Raw genomic sequence first — 21,144 nt, 5'->3', positions numbered from 1 at the left:
TCATGAGTGATTTCATGACATCGGGCAACAGAAACAGAGCGCTTGAAGCGCTGATAAAGTGCGAGAGAGTGGCACAGTGATGGCAAATCTACCAACCCCGACCTGCCTCGCGGCCTCAACAGACAGCTTTAACTCGTTGTAGTTCTTGGTTTTTCTTATAAATCTACAGCTCTGATATGCTTTCCGGCCTTTGGTCCGAGGTAGCACCATGCAACTCATCGATATCGGCGTCAACCTGACCAACCCCAGTTTTGCCGACAAACACCAGGCTGTACTCGACCGTGCCTACGCTGCCGGGGTCTGCCAACTGGTGCTTACCGGGACCAGCGTCGAGGGCAGCGAACAGGCGCTGGAACTGTGCCGGCAACTGGACGAAAGCGCTCAAAGACTGTTCGCTACCGCCGGCATTCACCCGCATTCAGCCAGCGACTGGAACGCCGACAGCGCCCAGCGTCTGCGCAGTTTGCTCAAGGAGCCGAACGTAGTGGCCGTGGGTGAATGCGGCCTCGATTTCAATCGTGACTTCTCACCCCGCCCGCAGCAGGAAAAAGTCCTCGAAGAACATCTGGCAATGGCGGTCGAACTGCAACTACCGGTGTTCCTGCATGAACGTGACGCCAGCCAACGATTGCTGGAGATCCTGCACGATTACCGCGATCAATTGCCGGCCGCCGTGGTGCACTGCTTCACCGGTGAAAAGAAGGCGCTGTTCAGCTATCTCGATCTGGATTTGCACATCGGCATCACTGGCTGGATCTGCGACGAACGCCGGGGCACGCACCTGCATCCGTTGGTGAAGGAGATTAAACGCGGGCGCTTGATGCTGGAGAGCGACGCGCCGTATCTGCTGCCCCGCAGCTTGCGCCCCAAGCCGAAGAACGGTCGCAACGAGCCGGCGTATCTGACTGAAGTGTTGCGTGAAGTGGCGTTGCATCGCGGGGAAAGCATGGAAGACCTCGCCGCCCACAGCACCGCCAGCGCCCGGGCGTTTTTCGGGTTGCCTGAGTTCGCGTGAAGCCTGAAAAGATCGCAGCCTTCGGCAGCTCCTACAGAGGTCCGCGATCGGTGTAGGAGCTGCCGCAGGCTGCGATCTTTCTCATGCAGCAAAGAATCTGTTGACCCACATCAAATTCAGTCTCCCTGAGTAGCGGCACAATAGTGGCACCTTGCCAAAACTGTTTCCGCTATCAGAGAAGACCTCCATGGGTGCCTGGCTTAGCAATATTTCGCTGAAATACAAATTCTGGGCGGTCAACGCAGTCGCCTTTGTCACCACCCTGTTGCTGGTGCTGTACGCCGTGCAGCTCGAACAACAGGCCCGCAGTCACGCCGCGCAAGTATCGGCCCAGGCCCAGGCACGATTGCTCAATGCCTGGCCTGTCGGGCAGCCGTTGCCCAAGGCCGACAACCTGCTGACCTTCAATCGTGGGCAGGCGCCTTTACTGAACGGGCAACCGCTGCTGGAACTGACCGATACCCTCGGTTGGGTCCAGATCAATGCCATGCCGCTGTTCGGGGAAAATCCGTTGATGGGTGCCGAGGTGTTCGCTCGTCCCGACGGTCAACAGGTCGCGGTCGTTGCCTACAGCCCGAGCCTGAGCCAGGTGTTCGGCGAGCGCTTCACTCACTACGCGGTAGCGGTGTTCATCCTGATGCTGGCGATGCTCGGCGCGTCGCAACTGTTGATCCGCTTCCTGCTCAGCCAGCTCAACACCTTGAAAGACGTGATGCTCCACGTCGAGAAAAGCGGCGACCTGTCGGCCCGTGTGCCACTGGCCTGCAAGGACGAAGTCGGGCAGATGGCCAATGCCTTCAATGCCATGCAGGCCGGCTACCAGCGGGTGGTCAACACTGTCGCCAGCACCGCCCGGCAACTGGACGTCGGCGCCGCGCAACTGGCCGCGAGCATGAACGAGGTGCGTCACGGCATGCTCGGCCAGCAAAGCGAAACCGATCAGGCCGCTACGGCGATCAACGAAATGACCGCCACGGTCCATCACATTGCCCAACACGCCGGCGCCACCCGCGACCTCTCGCAAACCGCCGACACCCTGGCTGGCAGCGGTCAGGAAGTGGTAACTCGGGTACAGAAATCGATTGGCGGATTGTCCACCGGCGTGCAGCAAACCGCCGAAATGATTCAGCGCCTGGCCGAGGACAGCCAGAAGATCAACGGCGTGGTCAACGTGATTCACAGCATCGCTGAACAAACCAACCTGCTGGCCCTGAACGCTGCCATCGAAGCGGCCCGGGCCGGTGAGATGGGACGCGGGTTTGCGGTGGTCGCCGATGAAGTGCGTAACCTGGCCAAACGGGTCCAGACGTCCACCGACGAGATCACCACCATGGTTTCCGCGCTGCAGGCCGGGACTCGGGATGCGGTGGATTTCATGCAGGAAAGTTCATACAAGGCGGACGACTGCATGCAACAGGCCCAGGAAGCCAGTGTGGCCCTGGCTGAAATCACCGGCGCGGTGGCGCAAATGCGTGAAAGCAATACGCAGATCGCGGTTGCGGCCGAGCAGCAGAGTCATGTGGCGGAGGAGATGAATCGGGCCGTGGTGAGCATTCGCGACGTGACCGAGAACACCGTGAAGCAGACCGTGAACTCGGCGATTACCAGCAATGAATTGGCGATGTTAGCCGGGGAATTGAGCAAGGCCATCGGGCAGCTCAAGCTTTAAGGGCCCGCGAAGGCAGTCAACATGAATATCGACCATGCCCCCTATCGCGCCGATAGCCAGCCTTGATTCGCCGACGTCTTTCGCCCGACCTATTCTTTGTTCATGAGCCTCAACGAACCAAGGATAAGCATCATGGGCAAACGTCATCCCAACCTTCCCGCCTGGCAATGGCGCCTGTACCCGCACAATCACCAGCACCCGACCAATCTGGTGTTGCACCTGATTGCCGTGCCGCTGTTCATCGTGGCGTTTTTGCTGATGGTCTCGGGGGTGTTCAGCCTGGATCTGGCGAGCTTCGCAATTGGCGTCATCGGCCTGATTGCCGCCTTGGGCCTGCAGCGTCACGGTCATAGCCTGGAGGCGCAAGCCTCCGAGCCGTTCAGTGATCGCAAAGACGCGGTATCACGCTTGCTGGTCGAGCAGTTCCTGACCTTCCCACGGTTTTTCTTCAGTGGCGGCTGGTGGCGCGCCTGGCGCGAACGCCACCGTCGCCATCGCTGATCAGGCGAAAATCGTGACGGTCTGCCGACTCATGGCGATCAACTGACCGTCTTCGCTCCACAGTTTGGCGGCGGCGTGTCCGTAGCCGTCAGCGGCATGCTCGATGTCCACCAGGTACTTGCACCAGTCCAGCGTACTCAACGCCAGCAACGGCTGGACGAATTCGATGGTCCAGGTGAGCGTGCTGCCTGCCGCCGGTTTCTTCAGATGCGACAACAAGGACGGCGGCCAGGCGTCGACCAGCGCCAGGATATGGGCTTCGCTGACCGACTCGCCCTCCCCATCCCCGCGCAAGCGTACCCAACCACCCATGTCCCGCGATTTGTTACCGGTGAACGGCATGCCACCGACACTCCAGCGCATGGCCAGGTAGCGCATGAATTCCGGGGTCACGCCTTTGATGTACGGCAGTTCCTGACAGTCGTCCCAATGCTTCATCTCAGGAGCCGGGTTGGCCGTGACCACCACTTCGGAAGGTCGCGAAGCGCCGAAGCTGCCCTGGACCAACGTCACCACTTGCCCCTTCTGCATCGCCCGACCCAGCACCTGGCTGACGGCTTTGCCTTCGCGCAATACGTCGACTTCAAAACTGACCGGTACATCGGGTTCGACCGGGCCGACAAAGGTGATTGCCAGCGAGCGTACCGGACGATCCGCCGGGACTTTTGCGCGCATGGCTTCGTATTGCAAGGCAGCGATCAGACCACCAAAACTCGCCCGCCCCTGGCCCCATTCAGGTGGAATAGACACTTCCTGCGGCTGGCTGCGAACAGCGTCGAGCAGATCGGAAAAGCGCATGGGAACCTCAGGGACTGGGAAATGGATGGAGCGATCTTAACCAGCTCGCAAGGCCGGCACAGCGCTTATTCCGGCCAAAATTACTGACAGATGAGCCGTGCTCGGCTGGAACCCACATTGGATTCGTGGTGGTTTCAGGATTTGAAGCAGGCTCTGCTGAGTTTGTCGAGAACACGGTCGGCGCGCTCTTCGGCCTGGGCCATGGTGGTTTTCCAGACTTCGACACACGGCTGCAAATCGGGCTCTTCCTTGGCGCGGGCCAGCCATTGCCAGCTGTCGTGCCAATCCCCCAAGGCAGCCTGAGCCGACTTCAGCCTGGGCATGGCCGCTTCCGGCAAACGATCCAGTTCGGGATAAGCTTCGATACCATAACGCGCACGCTTGATCAGCAGGCGCAGACGATGGCGGTCATGGGCGGGATCGTGCAGGGCCTGGTCGAGTTTCTTCCATTGTTTGGCCAAGCGTTTTTCGATGCGCTGGCGCAAGCCCTTGAGCAAACCATGGCGCTGGGAGGCCCGCAGGAAACGCGGAAAGGCGTCGAGGATCATCAACAACTGCGTCAGCTCCGGGCTCATCGCCACGGCTGGATAAGCCTCAGCCATCCGCGCCATGCGCCGGTGCGCGGCCTCGGGTTGATTGTGCTGGAGCAAGTACGCCGCCAGCACTTCACGATCACGCAACGGTGTGGTCAGTTGGCCGACCCGGGACGACGCTGCTTCCAGTTGTTCGACCCCGGGCAAACCGCGCAAGGGACGAAGCAGGCTGCGCAATCTGCGCACGGTGGTGCGCAGATCGTGCAGCGCTTCCGGATCGGTGCGGGCACTCAAGCGAGCCTGACAGGCCAGCAAACGGACTTCCAGGCCCAATACTTGAGCCACCAACCGATCAAGCACGGCAGACATCGCGTACTCCCTGAATCGAATTACCCTGAGTACGCTCCATCATGCCTCAACGGCCGGCGCGGGACTCACGAATGTAGAAACGTGCCTTCTCGGCCTTTCTGGTACAACCCTCGTACGCTTCGAATTGTTGCTGGGTCTTGGCACCGGTCAGCAACGACAGCGCCTTGGAGTAGCTGACAGTCCCGGCTAAACCCTCGGCCTTGGCCAGATCCAGTTCGTGCCAGGCAGCGTCGAGCTGGCTACCGCAGCTGTCACGGTAAGCGGTTTTACCGGCACAACCGGCAAGCGCCAACGCAATCAAAGGCACACAAATCCAGGCTTTCATCACTCACACCTCAAAGATAGTAGACAGTCGTGCAGGTAAGACCGCTCTGGCGCGCGAAAAGTGCCTTGGACCCGCAGTGGAAACTATAGCGCTCGCGAGGATACCTACTCGCCTTCGTTGAGTGTCAAAAAACGACGCCCGCTCCCGTCGAGCGACCATAGCGATTGAAGCGTGCCCCTCGTTGGGTGCATTGTTGAACCTTGTCAAAGAGGTCGATTCATGAAAAAGCGTGTCGCACTGGTGTTGGGCTCGGGCGGTGCCCGGGGCTACGCCCATATCGGCGTCATTGAAGAGATCGAACGGCGTGGCTACGACATTGCCTGCATCGCCGGTTGCTCCATGGGCGCGGTGGTCGGCGGGATCTATGCCGCCGGCAAACTCGATGATTATCGCGACTGGATCGAGAGCCTGGATTACCTAGACGTGTTGCGTCTGGTGGATGTCAGCTTCCGCCTGGGCGCGATTCGCGGGGAGAAGGTCTTCGGGCAGATCCGCAAGATCGTCGGCGAGATCAACATCGAAGACCTGCGCATCCCCTACACAGCCGTGGCCACGGACCTCACAAACCAGCAGGAAATCTGGTTCCAGGAAGGCTGTCTGCACCAGGCCATGCGTGCGTCGGCGGCGATCCCCAGCCTGTTCACCCCCGTAATGCAGGGCAACCGCATGCTGGTGGACGGCGGCATCCTCAACCCGTTGCCGATCGTGCCGGTGGTGTCGAGCCATTGCGACCTGATCATCGCGGTCAACCTCAACTCCACCAACCAGCGTCACTATCAACTGCCGGTGATCCAGCGCCCGGCGGCATTCAAGACCCGCTTCGACAGCCTGATCAGCTCGCTGGGCTCGAAATTGCCTTTCCGCCGTAAACAGGCGGAGCAATTGCTGCTTCTCGAAAAGGAAGCGCTGATGGCAGAAGCGGCCGAGATCAACCCGTGGATCGAATCCGCCCAGCCCGAAGCCCAGCAACCGGCGGCGGCCCCGGAAAGTGACGGCGCACCGAAATCCGCCACCGGGTCGTTCATCATCGACAACGTCGGGCCGGCGTCTTTGCTGGACCTGATCAACCAGAGTTTCGAGGTGATGCAGACCTCATTGGCGCAGTACAAGATTGCCGGGTATCCACCGGATATCCTGATCAACGTGCCCAAGCGGGTGTGCCGTTTTTTCGAGTTCTACAAGGCGCCGGAGTTGATCGCGCTGGGGCGCGAGATTGCCCGCGATACGATGGATCGGTATGAGAACGATCGGAATGAGGATTGGCGGTAAAGCGTACTGACGATCGTTCCCACGCTCCGCGTGGGAATGCATCCGGTGACGCTCCGCGTCACTTTTTAACGGCGGACGCAGAGCGTCCATGGCGGCATTCCCACGCAGAGCGTGGGAACGATCAACCACCTAACTCAACGATTCAATCAACCGATACCCCACCCCCGCCTCGGTGACGATGAATCGCGGTTGAGTCGGATCATCCGCCAGTTTCTGCCGCAGGTGCCCGACCACGATCCGCAGATAGTGGCTGTCCTCGGTGTGGGTCGGGCCCCAGATGTCCTTGAGCAATTGTTGCTGGGTGATCACCCGCCCCGGATGCCGCGCCAGTTGCGCCAGCACCGCGTATTCCTTGCGCGTCAGCGCCACTTCGGCGCCGTCCAATAGCACCCGGCGATAAGCCAGGTCGACAGTGAGCGGGCCGAAACTGAGCGCCGCTTCCTGGGCCTCACCCGTTGGCGCCTGACGCAGCAAGGCGCGCACCCTGGCGAGAAACTCCTGAATGCCGAACGGCTTGGTCACGTAGTCATTGGCGCCGCCATCCAGCGCCTGGACTTTCTGCCCTTCGCTGGCGCGCACCGAGAGCACCAGTACCGGCACCGTCGACCACTCGCGAAACTCGCGTAGCACCTGCTGGCCGTCCATGTCCGGCAGGCCGAGGTCGAGCACCAACAAGTCAGGTTTGTTCAATGCGGCCTGGGCCAGGCCTTCCGTGCCGGTGCCGGCCTCCAGCACTTTGTAGCCTTGGGAGGCGAGGCTGATGCGCAGGAACTTACGGATCTGCGGTTCGTCGTCAATGACCAAAATGGTCGCGGTCTGGCTCATGAATTCACATCAACACAAAGAGGTGGCAAGAGAGTAGCGCAGGCGAGATCAGGCTTCACTGTCCAATCCCGGCTGAGTCTGCAACGGCAAGTGCAGCGTGATACAGGTGCCGCGCCCTTCGATGCCGTCGGCGACGCTGATCCGCCCGCCATGGGCACCGACCATGCCCTGACAGATCGCCAGCCCCAACCCCGTACCCTGCCCACCGCGATCACCACGAGCGGCGGTGTAGAACATGTCGAAAATTTTCGCCCGGTCCTCCTCCGGAATCCCCGGTCCCTCATCGCTCACCGAAAAAAACAGCTCGCTGTCAGTGACGCCGGCGCGCAATTCAAGACGTCCGTGGGGCGGTGAGAAACGCGCGGCGTTTTCCAGCACATTGACCAGTGCTTGCTCGATCAACGCGGCATGCACATAGAGCAGCGGCAGTTCGGTCGGCACTTCGGTCACGACGTGCAACGACGCCAGCACCGCGCGCAGACGATTAAGTGCACTTCCGACGATGTCTGCCGGCGATACCCAGTCTCGCGCCAGTTTCAGGGCACCGTGACCGAGGCGGGTCATGTCCAGCAGGTTCTGGATGTAGCGATCCAGCCGTTCGGCTTCATCGCGGGTGCCTTCGAGCAGTTCGCGACGGTCCGCAAGCGGAATCGCCTCGCCCAGCGCCAACAGGCTGTCGATGCTGCCGCGCATGGAGGTCAACGGCGTGCGCAAATCGTGGGACACCGACGCCAGCAGCGCGCTGCGCAACTGTTCGGTTTCGCCATGCAAGCGCGCGGCCTCAAGATCATCGGCCAGTTGCGCCCGGGCCAACGCCTGGGCCAACGGTTGGCTCAGCGCGGTCAGCAAGCGCCGACGCTGGCCGCTCAGGGTCTGGCCTTCTTTGGCACACACGCCGAGCAGTGCCAGCGGCCCGTCGTCCACCGACAACGGCCACCACCACCAGCGCCCGAACGGCAAGGTACCGGTGCCCGCGCCTGCCGGTTGATCGTGTTGCCAGGCCCAATCGGCGGCGGCGCGCTCGGCTTCGGAAAACTCCAGCGGCCCGCCGGTTTCGACTTTCCAGCCGCTCTGGCCATCGCGATTGAGCAGGCACAGTTTCAGGTCGTTCCAGCCGTTGAGATGCTGGGCCGCGGCGCTGACCACGGCCTGACGGTCGGTGGCGGCGGTAAGTTTGCGCGACAGGTCGAGCAGTTCGCTGGTCTCTTCCTGAGTGTCGCGCAAGGCTTCCAATTGCCGCCGTTGCCGCGCTGCAAGGTTACCGGTCAGGGCCGCCATCAACAGGAAGAACAGCAAGGTCAGCACGTCCTCTTCGCGCTGGATGGCAAATGAGAAATTCGGTGGAATGAACAGAAAGTCATAGGTCAGAAACGACAGAGCCGCACAAGCCAGCGCCGGGCCAAGACTGCTGCGCACCGCCACCAGCAACACCGCCGCAAGGAACACCAGCGAAATGTTGGGCAGCGGCAAGACACTCGACACCGCCCAGGCCAGGGCACTGGCGAGCACCGTCGCCACCAGCGCCAAGGCGTAGTCGAACCACACCAGCGACTGCGCCGAACGCTGACGTGGCTGATGCTGTTCGTGATCGCTGTCGAGCACGTTGATTTCCAGCCCGCGAGCATCGCGCAGCAAACGCGACGCCAGACCGCCACCAAACAAGCGTCGACGCAAACGCTGGCGCGACTGGCCCACCAGCACCAGGCTGGCGCGACGTTCGGTAGCGTGCTGAATCAAGGTTTTCGCCACCTCACCGGCGCGCAGCAACACCACTTCACCGCCGAGGCGTTCGGCCAGTTGCTGGGCACTTTGCAGGCGCAGGCGCGACTGCTCGTCGCGCACCCGGCCGTTGTCCACATGCACCAGGCTCCACGGCAGATGCCGGCGCTGGGCGACGCGACTGGCGTGACGCACCAGACGCTCGGCCTGCGCATCGCCATCGACACCCACCAGCAAGCGACCGCGCACCGCTGGCGCTGCTTGCCCCAACTGGCGATAGCCCTGCGCCAGATCGTTATCGACCTGAGCGGCGGCGGTTTGCATCGCCAGTTCGCGCAGGGCGGTGAGGTTGGTCTGGGTGAAGAACGCATCGATGGCCGCCCGGGCCTGCTCCGGCACGTAGACTTTGCCGTCGCGCAGACGCTCCAGCAACTCACGCGGCGGCAGGTCGATCAGCAGCAGTTCGTAGGCTTCTTGCAACACCCAGTCCGGCAGGGTTTCACGCACCTGTACGCCGGTGATGCCGCGCACCTGGTCGTTGAGGCTTTCCAGATGCTGGACGTTGACCGTGGTGAACACGTCGATGCCGGCAGCCAGCAATTCCTGGATGTCTTGCCAGCGTTTGGTGTGACGGCTGCCGGGGGCATTGCTGTGAGCCAGTTCGTCGACCAGCACCAGTTTCGGCTTGGCGGCGAGCAAGCCGTCCAGGTCCATTTCTTCGAGCATTACGCCACGGTATTCCGAGCGCACCAACGGCTGCTGCGGTAAACCGGCGAGGAGTGCTTCGGTTTCGGCGCGGCCATGGGTTTCAACCACCCCAGCCAGGACTTTCACGCCCTGGCGCAGTTGAGTGTGGGCGGCCTGGAGCATGGCGTAGGTCTTGCCGACCCCCGGAGCGGCGCCAAGGAACACCTTGAGCCGGCCGCGGCCATCGCGGGGCAGGTCTGCTAACAGCGCGTCGGCGCGGCCGGAGTCACTCATCTGTCATTGCCTTGTTCGACTTGGGATTGGGGGTGTTGCCGTAAAAGATCGCAGCCTTCGGCAGCTCCTACAGAGGTCGCGGTGTCGACACGGTCAATGTAGGAGCTGGCGAAGCCTGCGATCTTTTGATCTACAGCTTCTGCAGTGCCAGGTTCAACTCAAGCACATTCACCACCGGCGGCCCCACCAACGGCCGCTCGATGTGCGCATCCAGCAGTTGCTCAAGCGTAGACACCGGCAGGTTGCGCGCTGCCGCGACACGCGCCAGTTGATAGGCAATCGACGCTGGTGGCAAGTGCGGATCGAGGCCACTGCCAGAGGTGGTCAGCAGTGCCAACGGCACCGGCCCCTGCCCGGCCACCTGCAGCTTATTGGCCTCCTCGATCACCCGAGTGGCCAGCGCCGGATTACTCGGCGAAAGGTTGCTGGCGCTGCTCGACACAGTGGCAAAGGCACCGGCCGATGGCCGTGGGTGGAACCAGGCGTCGCCGACGAAATCCTGGGCAATCAGCGACGAACCACGGACCTTGCCGTCGGCGTCGCGCACCAGGCTGCCATTGGCTTGGTCCGGGAAGGCAACCTGGGCGACGCCAGTCACCACCAAGGGATAAGCGACGCCGGTGATCAGGGTCATCAGCACCAGCAGGCTCAGGGCCGGACGTATCAGTGTGGACATTTCAAAATCCTCGATTCGAAGAATACTCATCACTTAGAAGGCACACACATCACCTGTGGCGAGGGAGCTTGCTCCCGCTCGGCTGCGCAGCAGTCGTAAACCCGGTGAATGCGGTGCCCTGAATAAACATTGGGCCTGAGGTGGGGCCGCTTCGCAGCCCAGCGGGAGCAAGCCCCCTCGCCACAAAAGCCCCTGCCTCAAACAACAACCGCTAAACCAGATGCAACGCCGTCAACAGCATGTCGATCGCCTTGATGCCCACGAATGGCACCAGAATCCCGCCCAGTCCATAGATCAGCAGATTGCGCCGCAGCAGCGCCGCCGCACTCGCCGCCTGCACCCGCACACCGCGCAGCGCCAGTGGAATCAGCACCACAATGATCAGGGCGTTGAACACGATCGCCGAGAGAATCGCGCTCTGCGGACTGCTCAGGTGCATGACGTTGAGCACACCCAATTGCGGGTAGATCGAGGCGAACAACGCCGGCAGGATCGCGAAGTACTTGGCCACGTCGTTGGCGATGGAAAAGGTAGTCAGCGCACCACGGGTCACCAGCAATTCCTTGCCGATCTGCACCACGTCCAACAGCTTGGTCGGGTCGCTGTCGAGGTCGACCATGTTCGCCGCCTCCCGCGCCGCCTGCGTGCCATCGTTCATCGCCATGCCCACGTCCGCCTGAGCCAGGGCCGGGGCGTCGTTGGCGCCGTCGCCGCACATGGCGACCAGGCGCCCGTCGTTCTGCTCGTGACGAATGCGCGCCAGTTTTTTCTCCGGCGTGGCTTCGGCCAGTACGTCATCCACGCCCGCTTCGGCAGCAATCGCGGCGGCGGTCAGTGGGTTGTCGCCGGTAACCATGACCGTGCGAATCCCCAGCTTGCGCAGTTCGGCAAAACGTTCGCGGATGCCGGGTTTGACCACGTCCTTCAGATGAATCACACCGAGCAATTTGCCGTCGGCGCACACCAACAGAGGCGTACCACCGCTCTGGGCGATCTTGTCGATTTCCCGGGACAGGGCGGGAGCCAGATCAGCGCGTTTCAGACCAACGAAATTCAGCAGCGAATCCACCGCGCCCTTGCGATAGACCCGGCCCTGATAGTCGACACCGGACAGGCGGGTTTCAGCGCTGAACGGCACGGCGGTCAGTACTTCGGGGGACGGTTCGGGGTGCGAGTGAAGACCGCGCAGGTACTCGACGATGGATTTGCCTTCAGCGGTGTCATCGGCCAGAGAGGCGAACAACGCGCCTTCGGCCAGTTCCTTGGCGCTGACGCCTGGTGCGGCATAAACCGCGCTGCAGCGACGGTTGCCGAAGGTGATGGTGCCGGTCTTGTCCAGCAGCAGGACGTGCACGTCCCCCGCCGCTTCCACGGCACGACCGGATTTGGCGATCACGTTCAGGCGCACCAGACGGTCCATCCCAGCGATACCAATGGCCGACAGCAAGCCACCAATGGTGGTCGGAATCAGCGTGACCAACAACGCGACCAGGAACACCAGCGGCAGGTTGCCGTTGGCGAAGTGGGCGAACGGTTGCAGGGTTACCACCACCAACAGGAAGATCAGGGTCAGGCCGATCAGCAGGATATCCAGCGCCACTTCGTTCGGGGTTTTCTGGCGTTTGGCGCCCTCGACCAGCGCGATCATGCGATCCAGGGTCGACTCGCCGGGGTTGGCGGTGATGCGCACCAGCAGCCAGTCCGACACCAGTCGAGTGTTGCCGGTGACGGCCGAACGGTCGCCACCGGATTCGCGAATCACCGGTGCCGACTCACCGGTAATCGCCGCTTCGTTGACCGCCGCGATGCCTTCAATCACCTCGCCGTCGCCGGGAATCATCTCCCCCGCTTCGACGCGCACCACGTCGCCCTTGCGCAGGCTACTGGCCGGCACTACCTGAAAGCTGCCATTGGCGCTTTTGCGCCGGGCGCTCAAGCCAACGCTGCCGGCCTTGAGACTGTCGGCGCGGGCCTTGCCGCGACCTTCGGCCAACGCTTCGGCAAAGTTGGCGAACAGTACGGTGAACCACAGCCACAACGCGATTTGCGCGGCAACGAAGGTTGGCACGGCGCTGTCGGGAATGAAGCACAGCACGGTGGTGAGGATGGCGGTCAGTTCCACCACCAGCATCACCGGCGCACGCTGCAATTGCCGTGGGTCGAGCTTGACGAACGATTGCACCAGCGCCGGGCGCCAGAGGGCCGAGATCGCGGTTTTCGGTTGTTCCGGCGCTTTGGCGGCGACGGTTTTGGTAACGGGCATATTCATCATTAGATCCTCAGAAGCCCATGCTCAGGTGTTCAGCGATAGGACCCAGCGCCAATGTCGGCAGGAAGGTCAAACCACCCACCAGCAAAATGGTCACGGTCAGCAAGGTCACGAACAGCGGGCCATGGGTGGGGAAGCTGTTCTGGCCAATCGGCGCGGTTTTCTTCATCGCCAGGCTGCCGGCCAGGGCCAGCACCGGAAGGATGTAACCGAAGCGCCCGATCAACATGCCCAGCCCCAGCATCAGGTTGTGGAACGCGGTGTTGGCACCAAAGCCGCCGAAGGCAGAACCGTTGTTGGCACTGGCCGAGGTGTAGGCGTAGAGCAACTGGCTGAAGCCGTGAGCGCCGGGGTTACTCACCGCCGCGACCGGGCCAGGCAGGCTGGCGGCAATCGCGCCGAGCACCAGCACGCCCACCGGCATCACCAGCAAGGTCACCACCAACAGCTGAACTTCCCGGGCTTGCAGTTTCTTGCCGAGGTATTCCGGCGTGCGGCCGATCATCAGCCCGGCGAGGAACACCGCAATCAACACGTTGAGCAACATGCCGTAGAGCCCGGCACCGACACCGCCGAAGATCACCTCGCCGACCATCATGTTGACCATCGCGACCATGCCGCTCAGCGGGTTGAGGCTGTCGTGCATGCCGTTGACCGAACCGTTCGACGCTGCGGTGGTGGTCACCGACCACAGCACGGTGGCGGTGGTGCCGAAGCGTGCTTCCTTGCCTTCCAGCGGCGCGGTCTGTTCGACGGCGACGTTGGCCAGGGTTGGATTGGGTTGGTATTCAGCCCACAGCGACGTCGCGCCGCCGATCAAAAACAGCGCCAGCATGCAGGCGATGATCGCGCGGCTCTGACGCAGGTCTTTGACGTAATGGCCGAAGGTGAACACCAGCGCCACCGGGATCAGAATGATCGAGGCGACTTCGAACAGGTTGCTCCACGCCGTCGGGTTCTCGAACGGATGCGCCGAGTTGACGCCGAAGAAGCCACCGCCGTTAGTGCCCAGTTGCTTGATCGCAATCTGGCTGGCGGCCGGGCCGAGCGGGATCACCTGATCGACGCCCTGCAGGGTCACGGCATTCACATATTGCGCGAAGGTTTGCGGCACACCCTGCCACACCAGATACAGCGCCAGCAGCAAGCACAGAGGCAGCAGGCCGTAGAGGGTGGCGCGAGTCATGTCGACCCAGAAGTTACCGAGGGTTTTGGTCGACTTGCGACCAATGCCGCGACACAGTGCAACCAGAACCGCCAGACCGGTGGCGGCACTGACGAAGTTCTGCACGGTGAGGCCAACCATCTGGCTCAAGTAGCTCAGGGACGCTTCACCGCTATAGGCCTGCCAGTTGGTGTTGGTCATGAAGCTGACGGCAGTGTTGAACGCCAGCGTCCACTCCTGGCCCGGCAGGTTTTGCGGGTTCAGTGGCAAGTGATCCTGGAACATCAGGATCGCGAACAACAGCAAAAAGCCCGCGAGGTTGAAGGCGAGCAAGGCCAGGGTGTATTTCTGCCAACTCTGTTCGGCCTGCGGATCGACGCCGGCCACCCGATAGCAGCCACGCTCCACCGGGCCGAGAATCGGCGAAAGCCAGGTACGCTGCCCTTCCATCACCTTGTAGTAGAAGCGCCCCAGAAACGGTGCCGGAATCAGCACCACGGCGAAGAAGGCGAGGATCAGCCAATAGTCATAACTGTGCATAGCCGCTCCTAGTTCCGGTCCGCGCGCAACAGCGCAACCAACAGATAAATGAACAGCCCCACTGCCAATAGCAGTGACACTCCGTCCAGAACGCTCATGGAAGTTCTCCGTGTTACGGCGTATTGCCGCGTGTGGAGTGATTGTCGGCAGGGAGGCTGTAAAGGCGCGAGATCGAGGGGTGTGGCGGGGCATAAAGAATGCGTAAAGAGTGGGTTTATGCCGGGATTACAGGGTTGTCCAGGCTTGCCCGCGAAGGCGGCGGAACAGCCGACAACGCCCCCAACTGGCGCACAAGTAGCGCCCATCCAGCGGCGAACATCCCCGATACGACACCTTTTGGCGCTTTACGACTGCCATCACAACACTGGCACGCCCGCTGCACACGCCCTCCCCCGAGCTTTCCAAACCGTTCAGGGGGCAACACATGAACACACAACTCAAACCCACGCTGGGCACGCTGCACCTGTGGGGAATCGCGGTCGGGCTGGTGATTTCCGGTGAGTACTTCGGCTGGAGTTACGGCTGGGGCGTGGCCGGTACGCTGGGCTTTCTGGTGACCTCATTCATGGTCGCCACGATGTACACCTGCTTCATCTTCAGTTTTACCGAGCTAACCACCGCGATTCCCCATGCCGGCGGTCCCTTTGCCTACAGCCGCCGTGCCTTTGGCGAGAAAGGCGGATTGATTGCCGGGCTGGCAACGCTGATCGAATTCGTCTTCGCGCCACCGGCGATTGCCCTGGCGATCGGCGCCTATCTGAACGTGCAGTTTCCCGCCCTCGACCCGAAACACGCAGCGGTCGGGGCGTACATCGTGTTCATGGGCCTGAACATTCTCGGCGTGAAACTGGCCGCCACCTTCGAACTGGTGGTCTGCGTATTGGCAGTCGCCGAACTGCTGGTGTTCATGGGCGTGGTCGCCCCGGCGTTCAGTTTCAGCAACTTCGCCCTCAACGGCTGGGCCGGCTCCGATGTGTTCGGTGCGCCGGCGATTGCCGGGATGTTCGCGGCGATCCCGTTCGCCATCTGGTTCTTCCTGGCCATCGAAGGTGCGGCCATGGCCGCCGAAGAAGCCAAGGATCCGAAACGCACGATTCCCAAGGCCTACATCAGCGGCATTTTGACCCTGGTGCTATTGGCCATGGGCGTGATGTTCTTTGCCGGCGGCGTCGGCGACTGGCGCACCCTGTCGAACATCAACGATCCGCTGCCGCAAGCGATGAAAGCGGTGGTCGGCGAAAGCTCCAGCTGGTTGCACATGCTGGTGTGGATCGGCCTGTTCGGCCTAGTGGCGAGTTTCCACGGGATCATCCTCGGCTACTCGCGGCAGTTCTTCGCCCTCGCCCGGGCCGGTTACTTGCCGGCATCGCTGGCCAAACTGTCGCGCTTCCAGACCCCGCACCGGGCAATCATCGCCGGTGGCGTGATCGGCATCGCAGCGATCTACAGTGACGGCTTGATCAACCTCGGCGGCATGACGCTGACGGCGGCAATGATCACCATGGCGGTATTCGGTGCGATCGTGATGTACATCATGAGCATGCTCAGCCTGTTCAAACTGCGCAAAACCGAACCGAACCTGGAACGCACTTTCCGCGCGCCTTGCTACCCGTTGCTGCCATTCATTGCGCTGGTGTTGGCGGTGGTTTGCCTGGTGGCGATGGCCTGGTTCAACACCTTGATCGGGTTGATCTTCCTCGGCTTCATGGCGGTGGGTTTCGTGTACTTCATGCTGACGGCGCAACTGCGTGCCGATGCGCCGGCGGATGCGATGTTGACCGGGCTCTAGACAGCCGCAGTGCTGCTGTCGGATCAGGCATAGAATGGAACCACTGCGAAATTCCATCGCTCAAAAGTGGTATGCACGATCGGTTGGCGAAACCCTCGCCCACCGGCCTGCCCTCAAGGAGAACGCCTATGCCCTGGTATGCCTGGTTGATTCTGATCGTTGCCATCGGCTCGATCGTTGGCGGTTTGATGATGCTGCGCGACACCGCCAACAAGGTCGAATTGACTGAAGAGCAACGTAAGCGCGTCGCCGAACGCAACGCGGAAGCGGATGCCAAGGATGCGCAGGACCGCTAGATCAAAGATCAAAAGATCGCAGCCTCCGGCAGCTCCTACGCGGGATATGCGTTCCCCCTGTAGGAGCTGCCGGAGGCTGCGATCTTTTTGCTTTTGCGCTTACTTTTCCCAAGCCGCCTTGGCAATGTGCAAGCCATGCAACCCTTTGTAAGCCGCACGCTCCGGCGGGCTCCAGCCCTCAAGCAACGAATCCTCCAACCGGTAAATCTCCACTCCCAGCGGGCGACAGACGCTCAACGGATCCTGCGCATCCGGCCCCCACATGGCCAGCGACAGATCGCCACCCGGGCAGGTCGATAGCGCACACAAAAGATCAATCTCGGCAAAGAACTCCAGATAATCGCCCTTCTGCGCCGGGCAGGCTTTCATGAAATACAGGTCGTCGTGGTTCAGGCCGGTGCACTGGAAAATGTTCAACACGTCATGCACATCGAACTCGGTCAGGCCATGGGGTAATACGGCGCGAGTCAGGTTGGAGTGGCAGTGATGATGGAAGTCTTCGCCGGTGAGCATTTTGTTCACGTAAGGATCGCAGCGTGTTCCCAGCAAATCGTGCAAACGTCCGCCGTGTTCGTCGATGCCATAACCGGCCAGGCTATCGTCGGTAATGGTCACCAGCGGCCGTAAAAATGGCAGGTTCGACCAGAGCCGGTCATGGGTGCTGACATGGGCGCCCTGCAACTGCCGGGTCCGCGCCGCCCACAAGCGCTCGCGTGGATCGTGGGCATTCCAGACATTGAAATCCCCGACTTGCGGGCCGACCGGGGTCGTGACCCTGAACACATGCCCGGCCGGTACATTCCAGGCGCGACCGGTGCGGATCGGCACTTCGAACTGCTCGATCAGCGTGCGCCCCGCTTTCTGGTCGCGGATCCGTTCGTAGAAGGCTGTGTCGACCTGCAAGGCCGAGCCTTTGCTGACTTGATAGGCCGCCGGATAGTCTTTGTACATGGCACAAAATCCTCGATCAGTGATGGGAAGAAGGGGCAAGCATCTGCAACAGGAGGTGTTCGGAATCGTCGAGATAACGGCTCATGGCGTCCGCAGCCGCGCGCTTGTCGCCGTCGGCCAGCAACTCATGTATCTGCCGGTCACGCGCCAGCCAGGGCGCCTGAAAACGTGATTCATCGGGAGCGGTGCAAAACACCAGGCGCAGTTGCGCGACGACGTTGGTGAAGAACTCGTCGAACAACGGACTGCGTAGCAATCCGACGATGTGTTGATGAAAGGCCAGGCTGTGGGTGCCGACGGCGCGCCAGTCCTCACGCTCCCGGGCCAGTTCGGTGGCCTCCAGGGCTTCGAGCATCCGGTCGGACTGATACTCACGCAATGGCTGACTGGCGCTGATGGCTTGCAGTTCCAGGGTGCGCCGAACCTTGAACAGATCGCGCACATCATCGACACCCAGCCTGCGCACCATCACGCCCTTGTTACGGACATAGCGGGTCAGCCCTTCCTGCCCCAGACGGTGCAACGCCTCGCGAATGGTGTTGCGCGAAGCGTTGTAAGCCGACACCAGATCGTTTTCCACCAACGCCATGCCGGGCAGCAAACGACCGCCGATGATGTCAGCGCGCAATTCCAATGTGATGTGGTCGGCCAGGGACAGTCCGCTGCTCATACTCAACGCCTCGTGATTGTTCAACAATCGTCTGCGAATGAATAATCACTATTCGTGCCATCACCTGCCTGTCGTGAACTAGTCCTCCCAGTATTTGAACAATACGCTGGCGTTCACCCCGCCGAATCCGAAACCGTTGGACATCGCGTAGTCGATGTTCATTGGTCGCGCCTGACCGTGGACGATGTCCACGCCTTCGGTAGCCGGATCCGGGTTATCGAAGTTGAGCGTGGCCGGCACCACCTGATCGCGCAGTGCCAACAGGGTAAAGATCGCCTCGACTCCGCCTGCGGCGCCGAGCAGATGCCCGGTGGCGGACTTGGTCGACGTCACCGCGATCTTGTTGTCCGAGCCGAACAACGACTTGATGGCCGCCAACTCTCCCAAATCGCCAACCGGTGTCGAGGTGGCGTGCGCGTTGAGATGCTGCACCTGTGCCGGCGAAATGCCTGCCTGAGCCAACGCCAGCGACATTGCCCGACGCGCACCGCTGCCATCCTCCGGCCCCGCAGTCAGATGATAGGCATCGGCGCTGGTGCCGTAACCAACCAGCTCGGCCAATGGTTGAGCGCCGCGTGCCAAGGCATGTTCCAGGGATTCGATCACCAGCAGGCCCGAACCCTCGCCCATCACGAAGCCATCGCGCCCACTGTCGAACGGCCGCGAGGCGCGCTCCGGGGTATCGTTGTAACCGCTGGACAGGGCCCGAGCCGCCGCAAATCCGGCGAGACTGACCCGATCGATCGCCGCCTCCGCGCCACCACACACCGCAATGTCCGCCTCACCGCAACGAATCAGCCGAGCCGCGTCACCAATCGCCTGGACCCCGGCCGCGCACGCTGTTACCGGAGCCCCCAAAGGCCCTTTGAAACCGTGCTGGATCGACACATGGCCCGCGGCGAGGTTGACCAGAAACGAAGGTATGGTGAACGGCGACAAACGTCGCGGACCACGGCTGTCGGTAGTACGCACCGCATCGGCAATCGCGCCGAAACCACCCACGCCCGAGCCGATAATAGTAGCCGTGCGCTCCTGGGCATTGGCGTCGAGCGCTTGCCAACCGGCCTGCTCCACTGCCTGACGCGCCGCCTCCATGGCGAACACAATGAAGCGGTCCATCTTCTTCTGCTCTTTGGGCGGCGTCGCCCGATCCGGGTCAAAACCCGCCTCGGGATCTTCCGCCAAGGTCGGCACCGCGCCACCGACCGTGGTCGACAGACCGGCAACCACCTCATCCGGCAACGTCCGCAACCCGGAGCGCCCGGCCAACAGACGCGCCCAAACCGCTTCGACACCGCTACCCAACGGAGACACCAGGCCCATGCCCGTGACTACCACCCGACGATTACTCATAGCGCAAATACCTCAGTCGATTCATGGCGCCTCACTTGTAACGCGCGGCGGCAATGCTTCTGGACAGATTCGGCGCCATCGCATGACGCGCCGCCACAAAGGATTCCCACTCCGAGAGATTCGGCAAGGAAGGAATGGTGATGAGCTCACCCTGATCCAGACCCGACAACGCCGCGTCGACCATCTCTCCCGCGTCCATGATCATGTCCTCCGGAATCTGGGACGCATCAATACCTGAGCGCTCCAAAATCTCGGTGCGTGTCACTCCCGGCAATACCGCTTGCACCTGAACCTCGGTGCCTTGCAGCTCAGTATTCAACGACTGAGTCAGGCTCAATACATAAGCCTTGCTCGCGCTGTACGTCGCGTTGAACCGCTCAGGAAACAACGCCACCACCGACGCAATATTGATAATCGTCCCACGACCGGCCTTGATAAAACCGGCTGCCGCCGCCGAAGCCAACCGCGTCACCGTGGTGACGTTCAACTGAATCAAACGCTCCATCTGATCCATGTCGGCGTTGGCCAACAAACCATCCGCCGCGATACCGGCGTTGTTCAACAATAGGCTGATGCTTGAATCGCTGCGCAGACGCTGCTCAATCTTCAAAACATCATCCTTTTGCGTCAGATCCGCCTTGAGCACCTCAACCTGAACACCATGCTCCGCGCGCAATTTGCTCGCGGCAGCCTCGAGTCGTTCCTGATCACGGGCGACCAGCAATAAATCAAAACCACGCGCCGCCAGCCGTTGCGCGTAAACCGCACCGATGCCGGAAGAAGCGCCGGTGACAAGGGCCGTACCTTGGGCCTGGACAGAATTCATGACAGTGCTCCTGGGTGGATGCTTAAGGAAAGACGAACGCTTCAGCGAACGACGGATTTATTATAGGCATAATTTTATCGCCATATGATAGCCGTAATTTTTTGCATCCCGATAAAAGGTGCCAGATAGCCCTCTGCAGCAATAAGCAAAAAAGGCCGGTCAATGACCGGCCTCCTGGTGTGGATTTACAAGCTTAGTTCACTTCCAGCTTCTCGCGATTCCTGTCCAGAATGGCTTTGCCGATACCCTTCACTTCCAGCAGTTCGTCTACCGACGAAAATGGCCCATTACTCTCACGATAAGCAACAATCGCTTTGGCCTTCGCCTCACCGATCCCGGACAACTCCCGTTGCAGGGTTGGCGCATCGGCCCCATTCAGATCGACCTTGGCGGTTTGAGGCTTGGCGGCAGCGTCCAGCATAAACGGTGCCTTGGCAGCCTCTGGCGCAGCCGTCGGCGCAGCGATGGCCGCAATAGAGGCGCTGGTGAGCAGGGCAAAAACCAGAGAGTAGAAATAGCCAGTACGCATAAATGAAGCTCCATGACATCGATTGGAAGAAGCAGCTTTTCCGAAGCTGCCTCCCAAACTTAGGCGATGTGATGGA

At 61.4% G+C, this 21,144-nt stretch carries 20 protein-coding genes; 6 read left to right on the top strand and 14 right to left on the bottom strand.

Features of this window, described 5'->3' with window-relative positions; all coding sequences use genetic code 11:
* Nucleotides 1–208 precede the first annotated feature (208 nt).
* The 3 genes from ACCC96_RS00775 (at nucleotide 209) to ACCC96_RS00765 (ending at nucleotide 3,185) form a co-directional block, all read left to right on the top strand.
* Nucleotides 209–1,015 carry a TatD family hydrolase gene (locus tag ACCC96_RS00775; protein WP_258672879.1) on the top strand — a complete coding sequence of 269 codons (807 nt, stop codon included), beginning with the start codon at nucleotides 209–211 and terminating at the stop codon, nucleotides 1,013–1,015.
* A 187-nt stretch (nucleotides 1,016–1,202) separates the two neighbouring features.
* Complete coding sequence (locus ACCC96_RS00770; protein WP_019650535.1) at nucleotides 1,203–2,684, top strand: methyl-accepting chemotaxis protein; 1,482 nt, start codon at nucleotides 1,203–1,205, stop codon at nucleotides 2,682–2,684.
* 132 nt (nucleotides 2,685–2,816) lie between these two features.
* Entirely contained in the window at nucleotides 2,817–3,185 is a 369-nt protein-coding gene (locus tag ACCC96_RS00765) for an Mpo1-like protein (RefSeq protein WP_019582554.1), read from the top strand.
* Here the strand turns inward: ACCC96_RS00765 and ACCC96_RS00760 are convergent, their stop codons facing one another.
* The 3 genes from ACCC96_RS00760 to ACCC96_RS00750 all read right to left on the bottom strand — a co-directional run bounded on the left by ACCC96_RS00760 (nucleotide 3,186) and on the right by ACCC96_RS00750 (nucleotide 5,210).
* Complete coding sequence (locus tag ACCC96_RS00760) at nucleotides 3,186–3,983, bottom strand: acyl-CoA thioesterase (RefSeq protein WP_413694719.1); 798 nt, start codon at nucleotides 3,981–3,983, stop codon at nucleotides 3,186–3,188.
* 134 nt (nucleotides 3,984–4,117) lie between these two features.
* Complete coding sequence (locus tag ACCC96_RS00755; RefSeq protein ID WP_413694718.1) at nucleotides 4,118–4,885, bottom strand: CHAD domain-containing protein; 768 nt, start codon at nucleotides 4,883–4,885, stop codon at nucleotides 4,118–4,120.
* A gap of 46 nt (nucleotides 4,886–4,931) precedes the next feature.
* The gene (locus ACCC96_RS00750; RefSeq protein WP_018929811.1) at nucleotides 4,932–5,210 is read right to left on the bottom strand and encodes a hypothetical protein; all 279 of its coding nucleotides are present in this window, start codon (nucleotides 5,208–5,210) and stop codon (nucleotides 4,932–4,934) included.
* A 219-nt stretch (nucleotides 5,211–5,429) separates the two neighbouring features.
* On the opposite strand from ACCC96_RS00750, the gene ACCC96_RS00745 reads away from it, so the two are divergent.
* The gene (locus ACCC96_RS00745; RefSeq protein ID WP_019650533.1) at nucleotides 5,430–6,479 is read left to right on the top strand and encodes a patatin-like phospholipase family protein; all 1,050 of its coding nucleotides are present in this window, start codon (nucleotides 5,430–5,432) and stop codon (nucleotides 6,477–6,479) included.
* Nucleotides 6,480–6,608: 129 nt separating this feature from the next.
* On the opposite strand, the gene ACCC96_RS00740 is transcribed toward ACCC96_RS00745, so the two are convergent.
* From ACCC96_RS00740 to kdpF, 6 genes are all read right to left on the bottom strand, one after another.
* Complete coding sequence (locus ACCC96_RS00740) at nucleotides 6,609–7,304, bottom strand: response regulator (RefSeq protein ID WP_007939969.1); 696 nt, start codon at nucleotides 7,302–7,304, stop codon at nucleotides 6,609–6,611.
* A 48-nt stretch (nucleotides 7,305–7,352) separates the two neighbouring features.
* Nucleotides 7,353–10,004: a DUF4118 domain-containing protein gene (locus ACCC96_RS00735; protein ID WP_413694717.1), complete on the bottom strand. Its 2,652-nt coding sequence runs from the start codon at nucleotides 10,002–10,004 to the stop codon at nucleotides 7,353–7,355.
* Nucleotides 10,005–10,134: 130 nt separating this feature from the next.
* Nucleotides 10,135–10,680 carry a potassium-transporting ATPase subunit KdpC gene (gene kdpC / locus ACCC96_RS00730; RefSeq protein ID WP_413694716.1) on the bottom strand — a complete coding sequence of 182 codons (546 nt, stop codon included), beginning with the start codon at nucleotides 10,678–10,680 and terminating at the stop codon, nucleotides 10,135–10,137.
* A 211-nt stretch (nucleotides 10,681–10,891) separates the two neighbouring features.
* A complete protein-coding gene (gene kdpB / locus ACCC96_RS00725; protein WP_258672874.1) occupies nucleotides 10,892–12,949 on the bottom strand; it encodes a potassium-transporting ATPase subunit KdpB in 2,058 nt (685 codons plus the stop codon).
* 10 nt (nucleotides 12,950–12,959) lie between these two features.
* Complete coding sequence (gene kdpA, locus ACCC96_RS00720) at nucleotides 12,960–14,654, bottom strand: potassium-transporting ATPase subunit KdpA (RefSeq protein ID WP_413694715.1); 1,695 nt, start codon at nucleotides 14,652–14,654, stop codon at nucleotides 12,960–12,962.
* 8 nt (nucleotides 14,655–14,662) lie between these two features.
* The gene (kdpF, locus tag ACCC96_RS00715) at nucleotides 14,663–14,752 is read right to left on the bottom strand and encodes a K(+)-transporting ATPase subunit F (RefSeq protein WP_007899818.1); all 90 of its coding nucleotides are present in this window, start codon (nucleotides 14,750–14,752) and stop codon (nucleotides 14,663–14,665) included.
* 326 nt (nucleotides 14,753–15,078) lie between these two features.
* On the opposite strand from kdpF, the gene eat reads away from it, so the two are divergent.
* Both eat and ACCC96_RS00705 read left to right on the top strand, forming a co-directional pair.
* Entirely contained in the window at nucleotides 15,079–16,443 is a 1,365-nt protein-coding gene (gene eat, locus ACCC96_RS00710) for an ethanolamine permease (RefSeq protein WP_413694714.1), read from the top strand.
* A 128-nt stretch (nucleotides 16,444–16,571) separates the two neighbouring features.
* Nucleotides 16,572–16,739 carry a DUF2897 family protein gene (locus tag ACCC96_RS00705; protein WP_008006000.1) on the top strand — a complete coding sequence of 56 codons (168 nt, stop codon included), beginning with the start codon at nucleotides 16,572–16,574 and terminating at the stop codon, nucleotides 16,737–16,739.
* A gap of 99 nt (nucleotides 16,740–16,838) precedes the next feature.
* Here ACCC96_RS00705 and ACCC96_RS00700 read toward each other — a convergent pair whose 3' ends face one another.
* From ACCC96_RS00700 to ACCC96_RS00680, 5 genes are all read right to left on the bottom strand, one after another.
* Complete coding sequence (locus ACCC96_RS00700) at nucleotides 16,839–17,690, bottom strand: urea carboxylase-associated family protein (RefSeq protein ID WP_413694713.1); 852 nt, start codon at nucleotides 17,688–17,690, stop codon at nucleotides 16,839–16,841.
* Between the two features lie 16 nt (nucleotides 17,691–17,706).
* Nucleotides 17,707–18,360, bottom strand: coding sequence for a GntR family transcriptional regulator (locus ACCC96_RS00695; RefSeq protein ID WP_018929820.1), 654 nt, complete (start codon nucleotides 18,358–18,360; stop codon nucleotides 17,707–17,709).
* Nucleotides 18,361–18,438: 78 nt separating this feature from the next.
* Nucleotides 18,439–19,713 (bottom strand): beta-ketoacyl-ACP synthase II, encoded by a 1,275-nt coding sequence (fabF, locus tag ACCC96_RS00690; RefSeq protein WP_413694712.1) that lies wholly within the window; start codon nucleotides 19,711–19,713, stop codon nucleotides 18,439–18,441.
* Between the two features lie 31 nt (nucleotides 19,714–19,744).
* Nucleotides 19,745–20,539: an SDR family NAD(P)-dependent oxidoreductase gene (locus ACCC96_RS00685; protein WP_413694711.1), complete on the bottom strand. Its 795-nt coding sequence runs from the start codon at nucleotides 20,537–20,539 to the stop codon at nucleotides 19,745–19,747.
* 193 nt (nucleotides 20,540–20,732) lie between these two features.
* The gene (locus ACCC96_RS00680; RefSeq protein ID WP_413694710.1) at nucleotides 20,733–21,068 is read right to left on the bottom strand and encodes a ComEA family DNA-binding protein; all 336 of its coding nucleotides are present in this window, start codon (nucleotides 21,066–21,068) and stop codon (nucleotides 20,733–20,735) included.
* Between the last annotated feature and the right edge of the window lie 76 nt (nucleotides 21,069–21,144).

It is taken from the genome of Pseudomonas sp. Pseusp11 (assembly GCF_047304405.1).
Lineage (GTDB): Bacteria > Pseudomonadota > Gammaproteobacteria > Pseudomonadales > Pseudomonadaceae > Aquipseudomonas.
Note: the sequence above shows the minus strand (reverse complement) of the source record. Positions and strands in the feature narration are given on the sequence as shown.

Bases quoted from the DNA above. Each gene is read 5' to 3' on its own strand.
- ACCC96_RS00775 (WP_258672879.1), top strand. From the start codon at position 209: ATGCAACTCATCGATATCGGCGTCAACCTGACCAACCCCAGTTTTGCC.
- ACCC96_RS00770 (WP_019650535.1), top strand. From the start codon at position 1,203: ATGGGTGCCTGGCTTAGCAATATTTCGCTGAAATACAAATTCTGGGCG.
- ACCC96_RS00765 (WP_019582554.1), top strand. From the start codon at position 2,817: ATGGGCAAACGTCATCCCAACCTTCCCGCCTGGCAATGGCGCCTGTAC.
- ACCC96_RS00760 (WP_413694719.1), bottom strand. From the start codon at position 3,983: ATGCGCTTTTCCGATCTGCTCGACGCTGTTCGCAGCCAGCCGCAGGAA.
- ACCC96_RS00755 (WP_413694718.1), bottom strand. From the start codon at position 4,885: ATGTCTGCCGTGCTTGATCGGTTGGTGGCTCAAGTATTGGGCCTGGAA.
- ACCC96_RS00750 (WP_018929811.1), bottom strand. From the start codon at position 5,210: ATGAAAGCCTGGATTTGTGTGCCTTTGATTGCGTTGGCGCTTGCCGGT.
- ACCC96_RS00745 (WP_019650533.1), top strand. From the start codon at position 5,430: ATGAAAAAGCGTGTCGCACTGGTGTTGGGCTCGGGCGGTGCCCGGGGC.
- ACCC96_RS00740 (WP_007939969.1), bottom strand. From the start codon at position 7,304: ATGAGCCAGACCGCGACCATTTTGGTCATTGACGACGAACCGCAGATC.
- ACCC96_RS00735 (WP_413694717.1), bottom strand. From the start codon at position 10,004: ATGAGTGACTCCGGCCGCGCCGACGCGCTGTTAGCAGACCTGCCCCGC.
- kdpC (WP_413694716.1), bottom strand. From the start codon at position 10,680: ATGTCCACACTGATACGTCCGGCCCTGAGCCTGCTGGTGCTGATGACC.
- kdpB (WP_258672874.1), bottom strand. From the start codon at position 12,949: ATGAATATGCCCGTTACCAAAACCGTCGCCGCCAAAGCGCCGGAACAA.
- kdpA (WP_413694715.1), bottom strand. From the start codon at position 14,654: ATGCACAGTTATGACTATTGGCTGATCCTCGCCTTCTTCGCCGTGGTG.
- kdpF (WP_007899818.1), bottom strand. From the start codon at position 14,752: ATGAGCGTTCTGGACGGAGTGTCACTGCTATTGGCAGTGGGGCTGTTC.
- eat (WP_413694714.1), top strand. From the start codon at position 15,079: ATGAACACACAACTCAAACCCACGCTGGGCACGCTGCACCTGTGGGGA.
- ACCC96_RS00705 (WP_008006000.1), top strand. From the start codon at position 16,572: ATGCCCTGGTATGCCTGGTTGATTCTGATCGTTGCCATCGGCTCGATC.
- ACCC96_RS00700 (WP_413694713.1), bottom strand. From the start codon at position 17,690: ATGTACAAAGACTATCCGGCGGCCTATCAAGTCAGCAAAGGCTCGGCC.
- ACCC96_RS00695 (WP_018929820.1), bottom strand. From the start codon at position 18,360: ATGAGCAGCGGACTGTCCCTGGCCGACCACATCACATTGGAATTGCGC.
- fabF (WP_413694712.1), bottom strand. From the start codon at position 19,713: ATGAGTAATCGTCGGGTGGTAGTCACGGGCATGGGCCTGGTGTCTCCG.
- ACCC96_RS00685 (WP_413694711.1), bottom strand. From the start codon at position 20,539: ATGAATTCTGTCCAGGCCCAAGGTACGGCCCTTGTCACCGGCGCTTCT.
- ACCC96_RS00680 (WP_413694710.1), bottom strand. From the start codon at position 21,068: ATGCGTACTGGCTATTTCTACTCTCTGGTTTTTGCCCTGCTCACCAGC.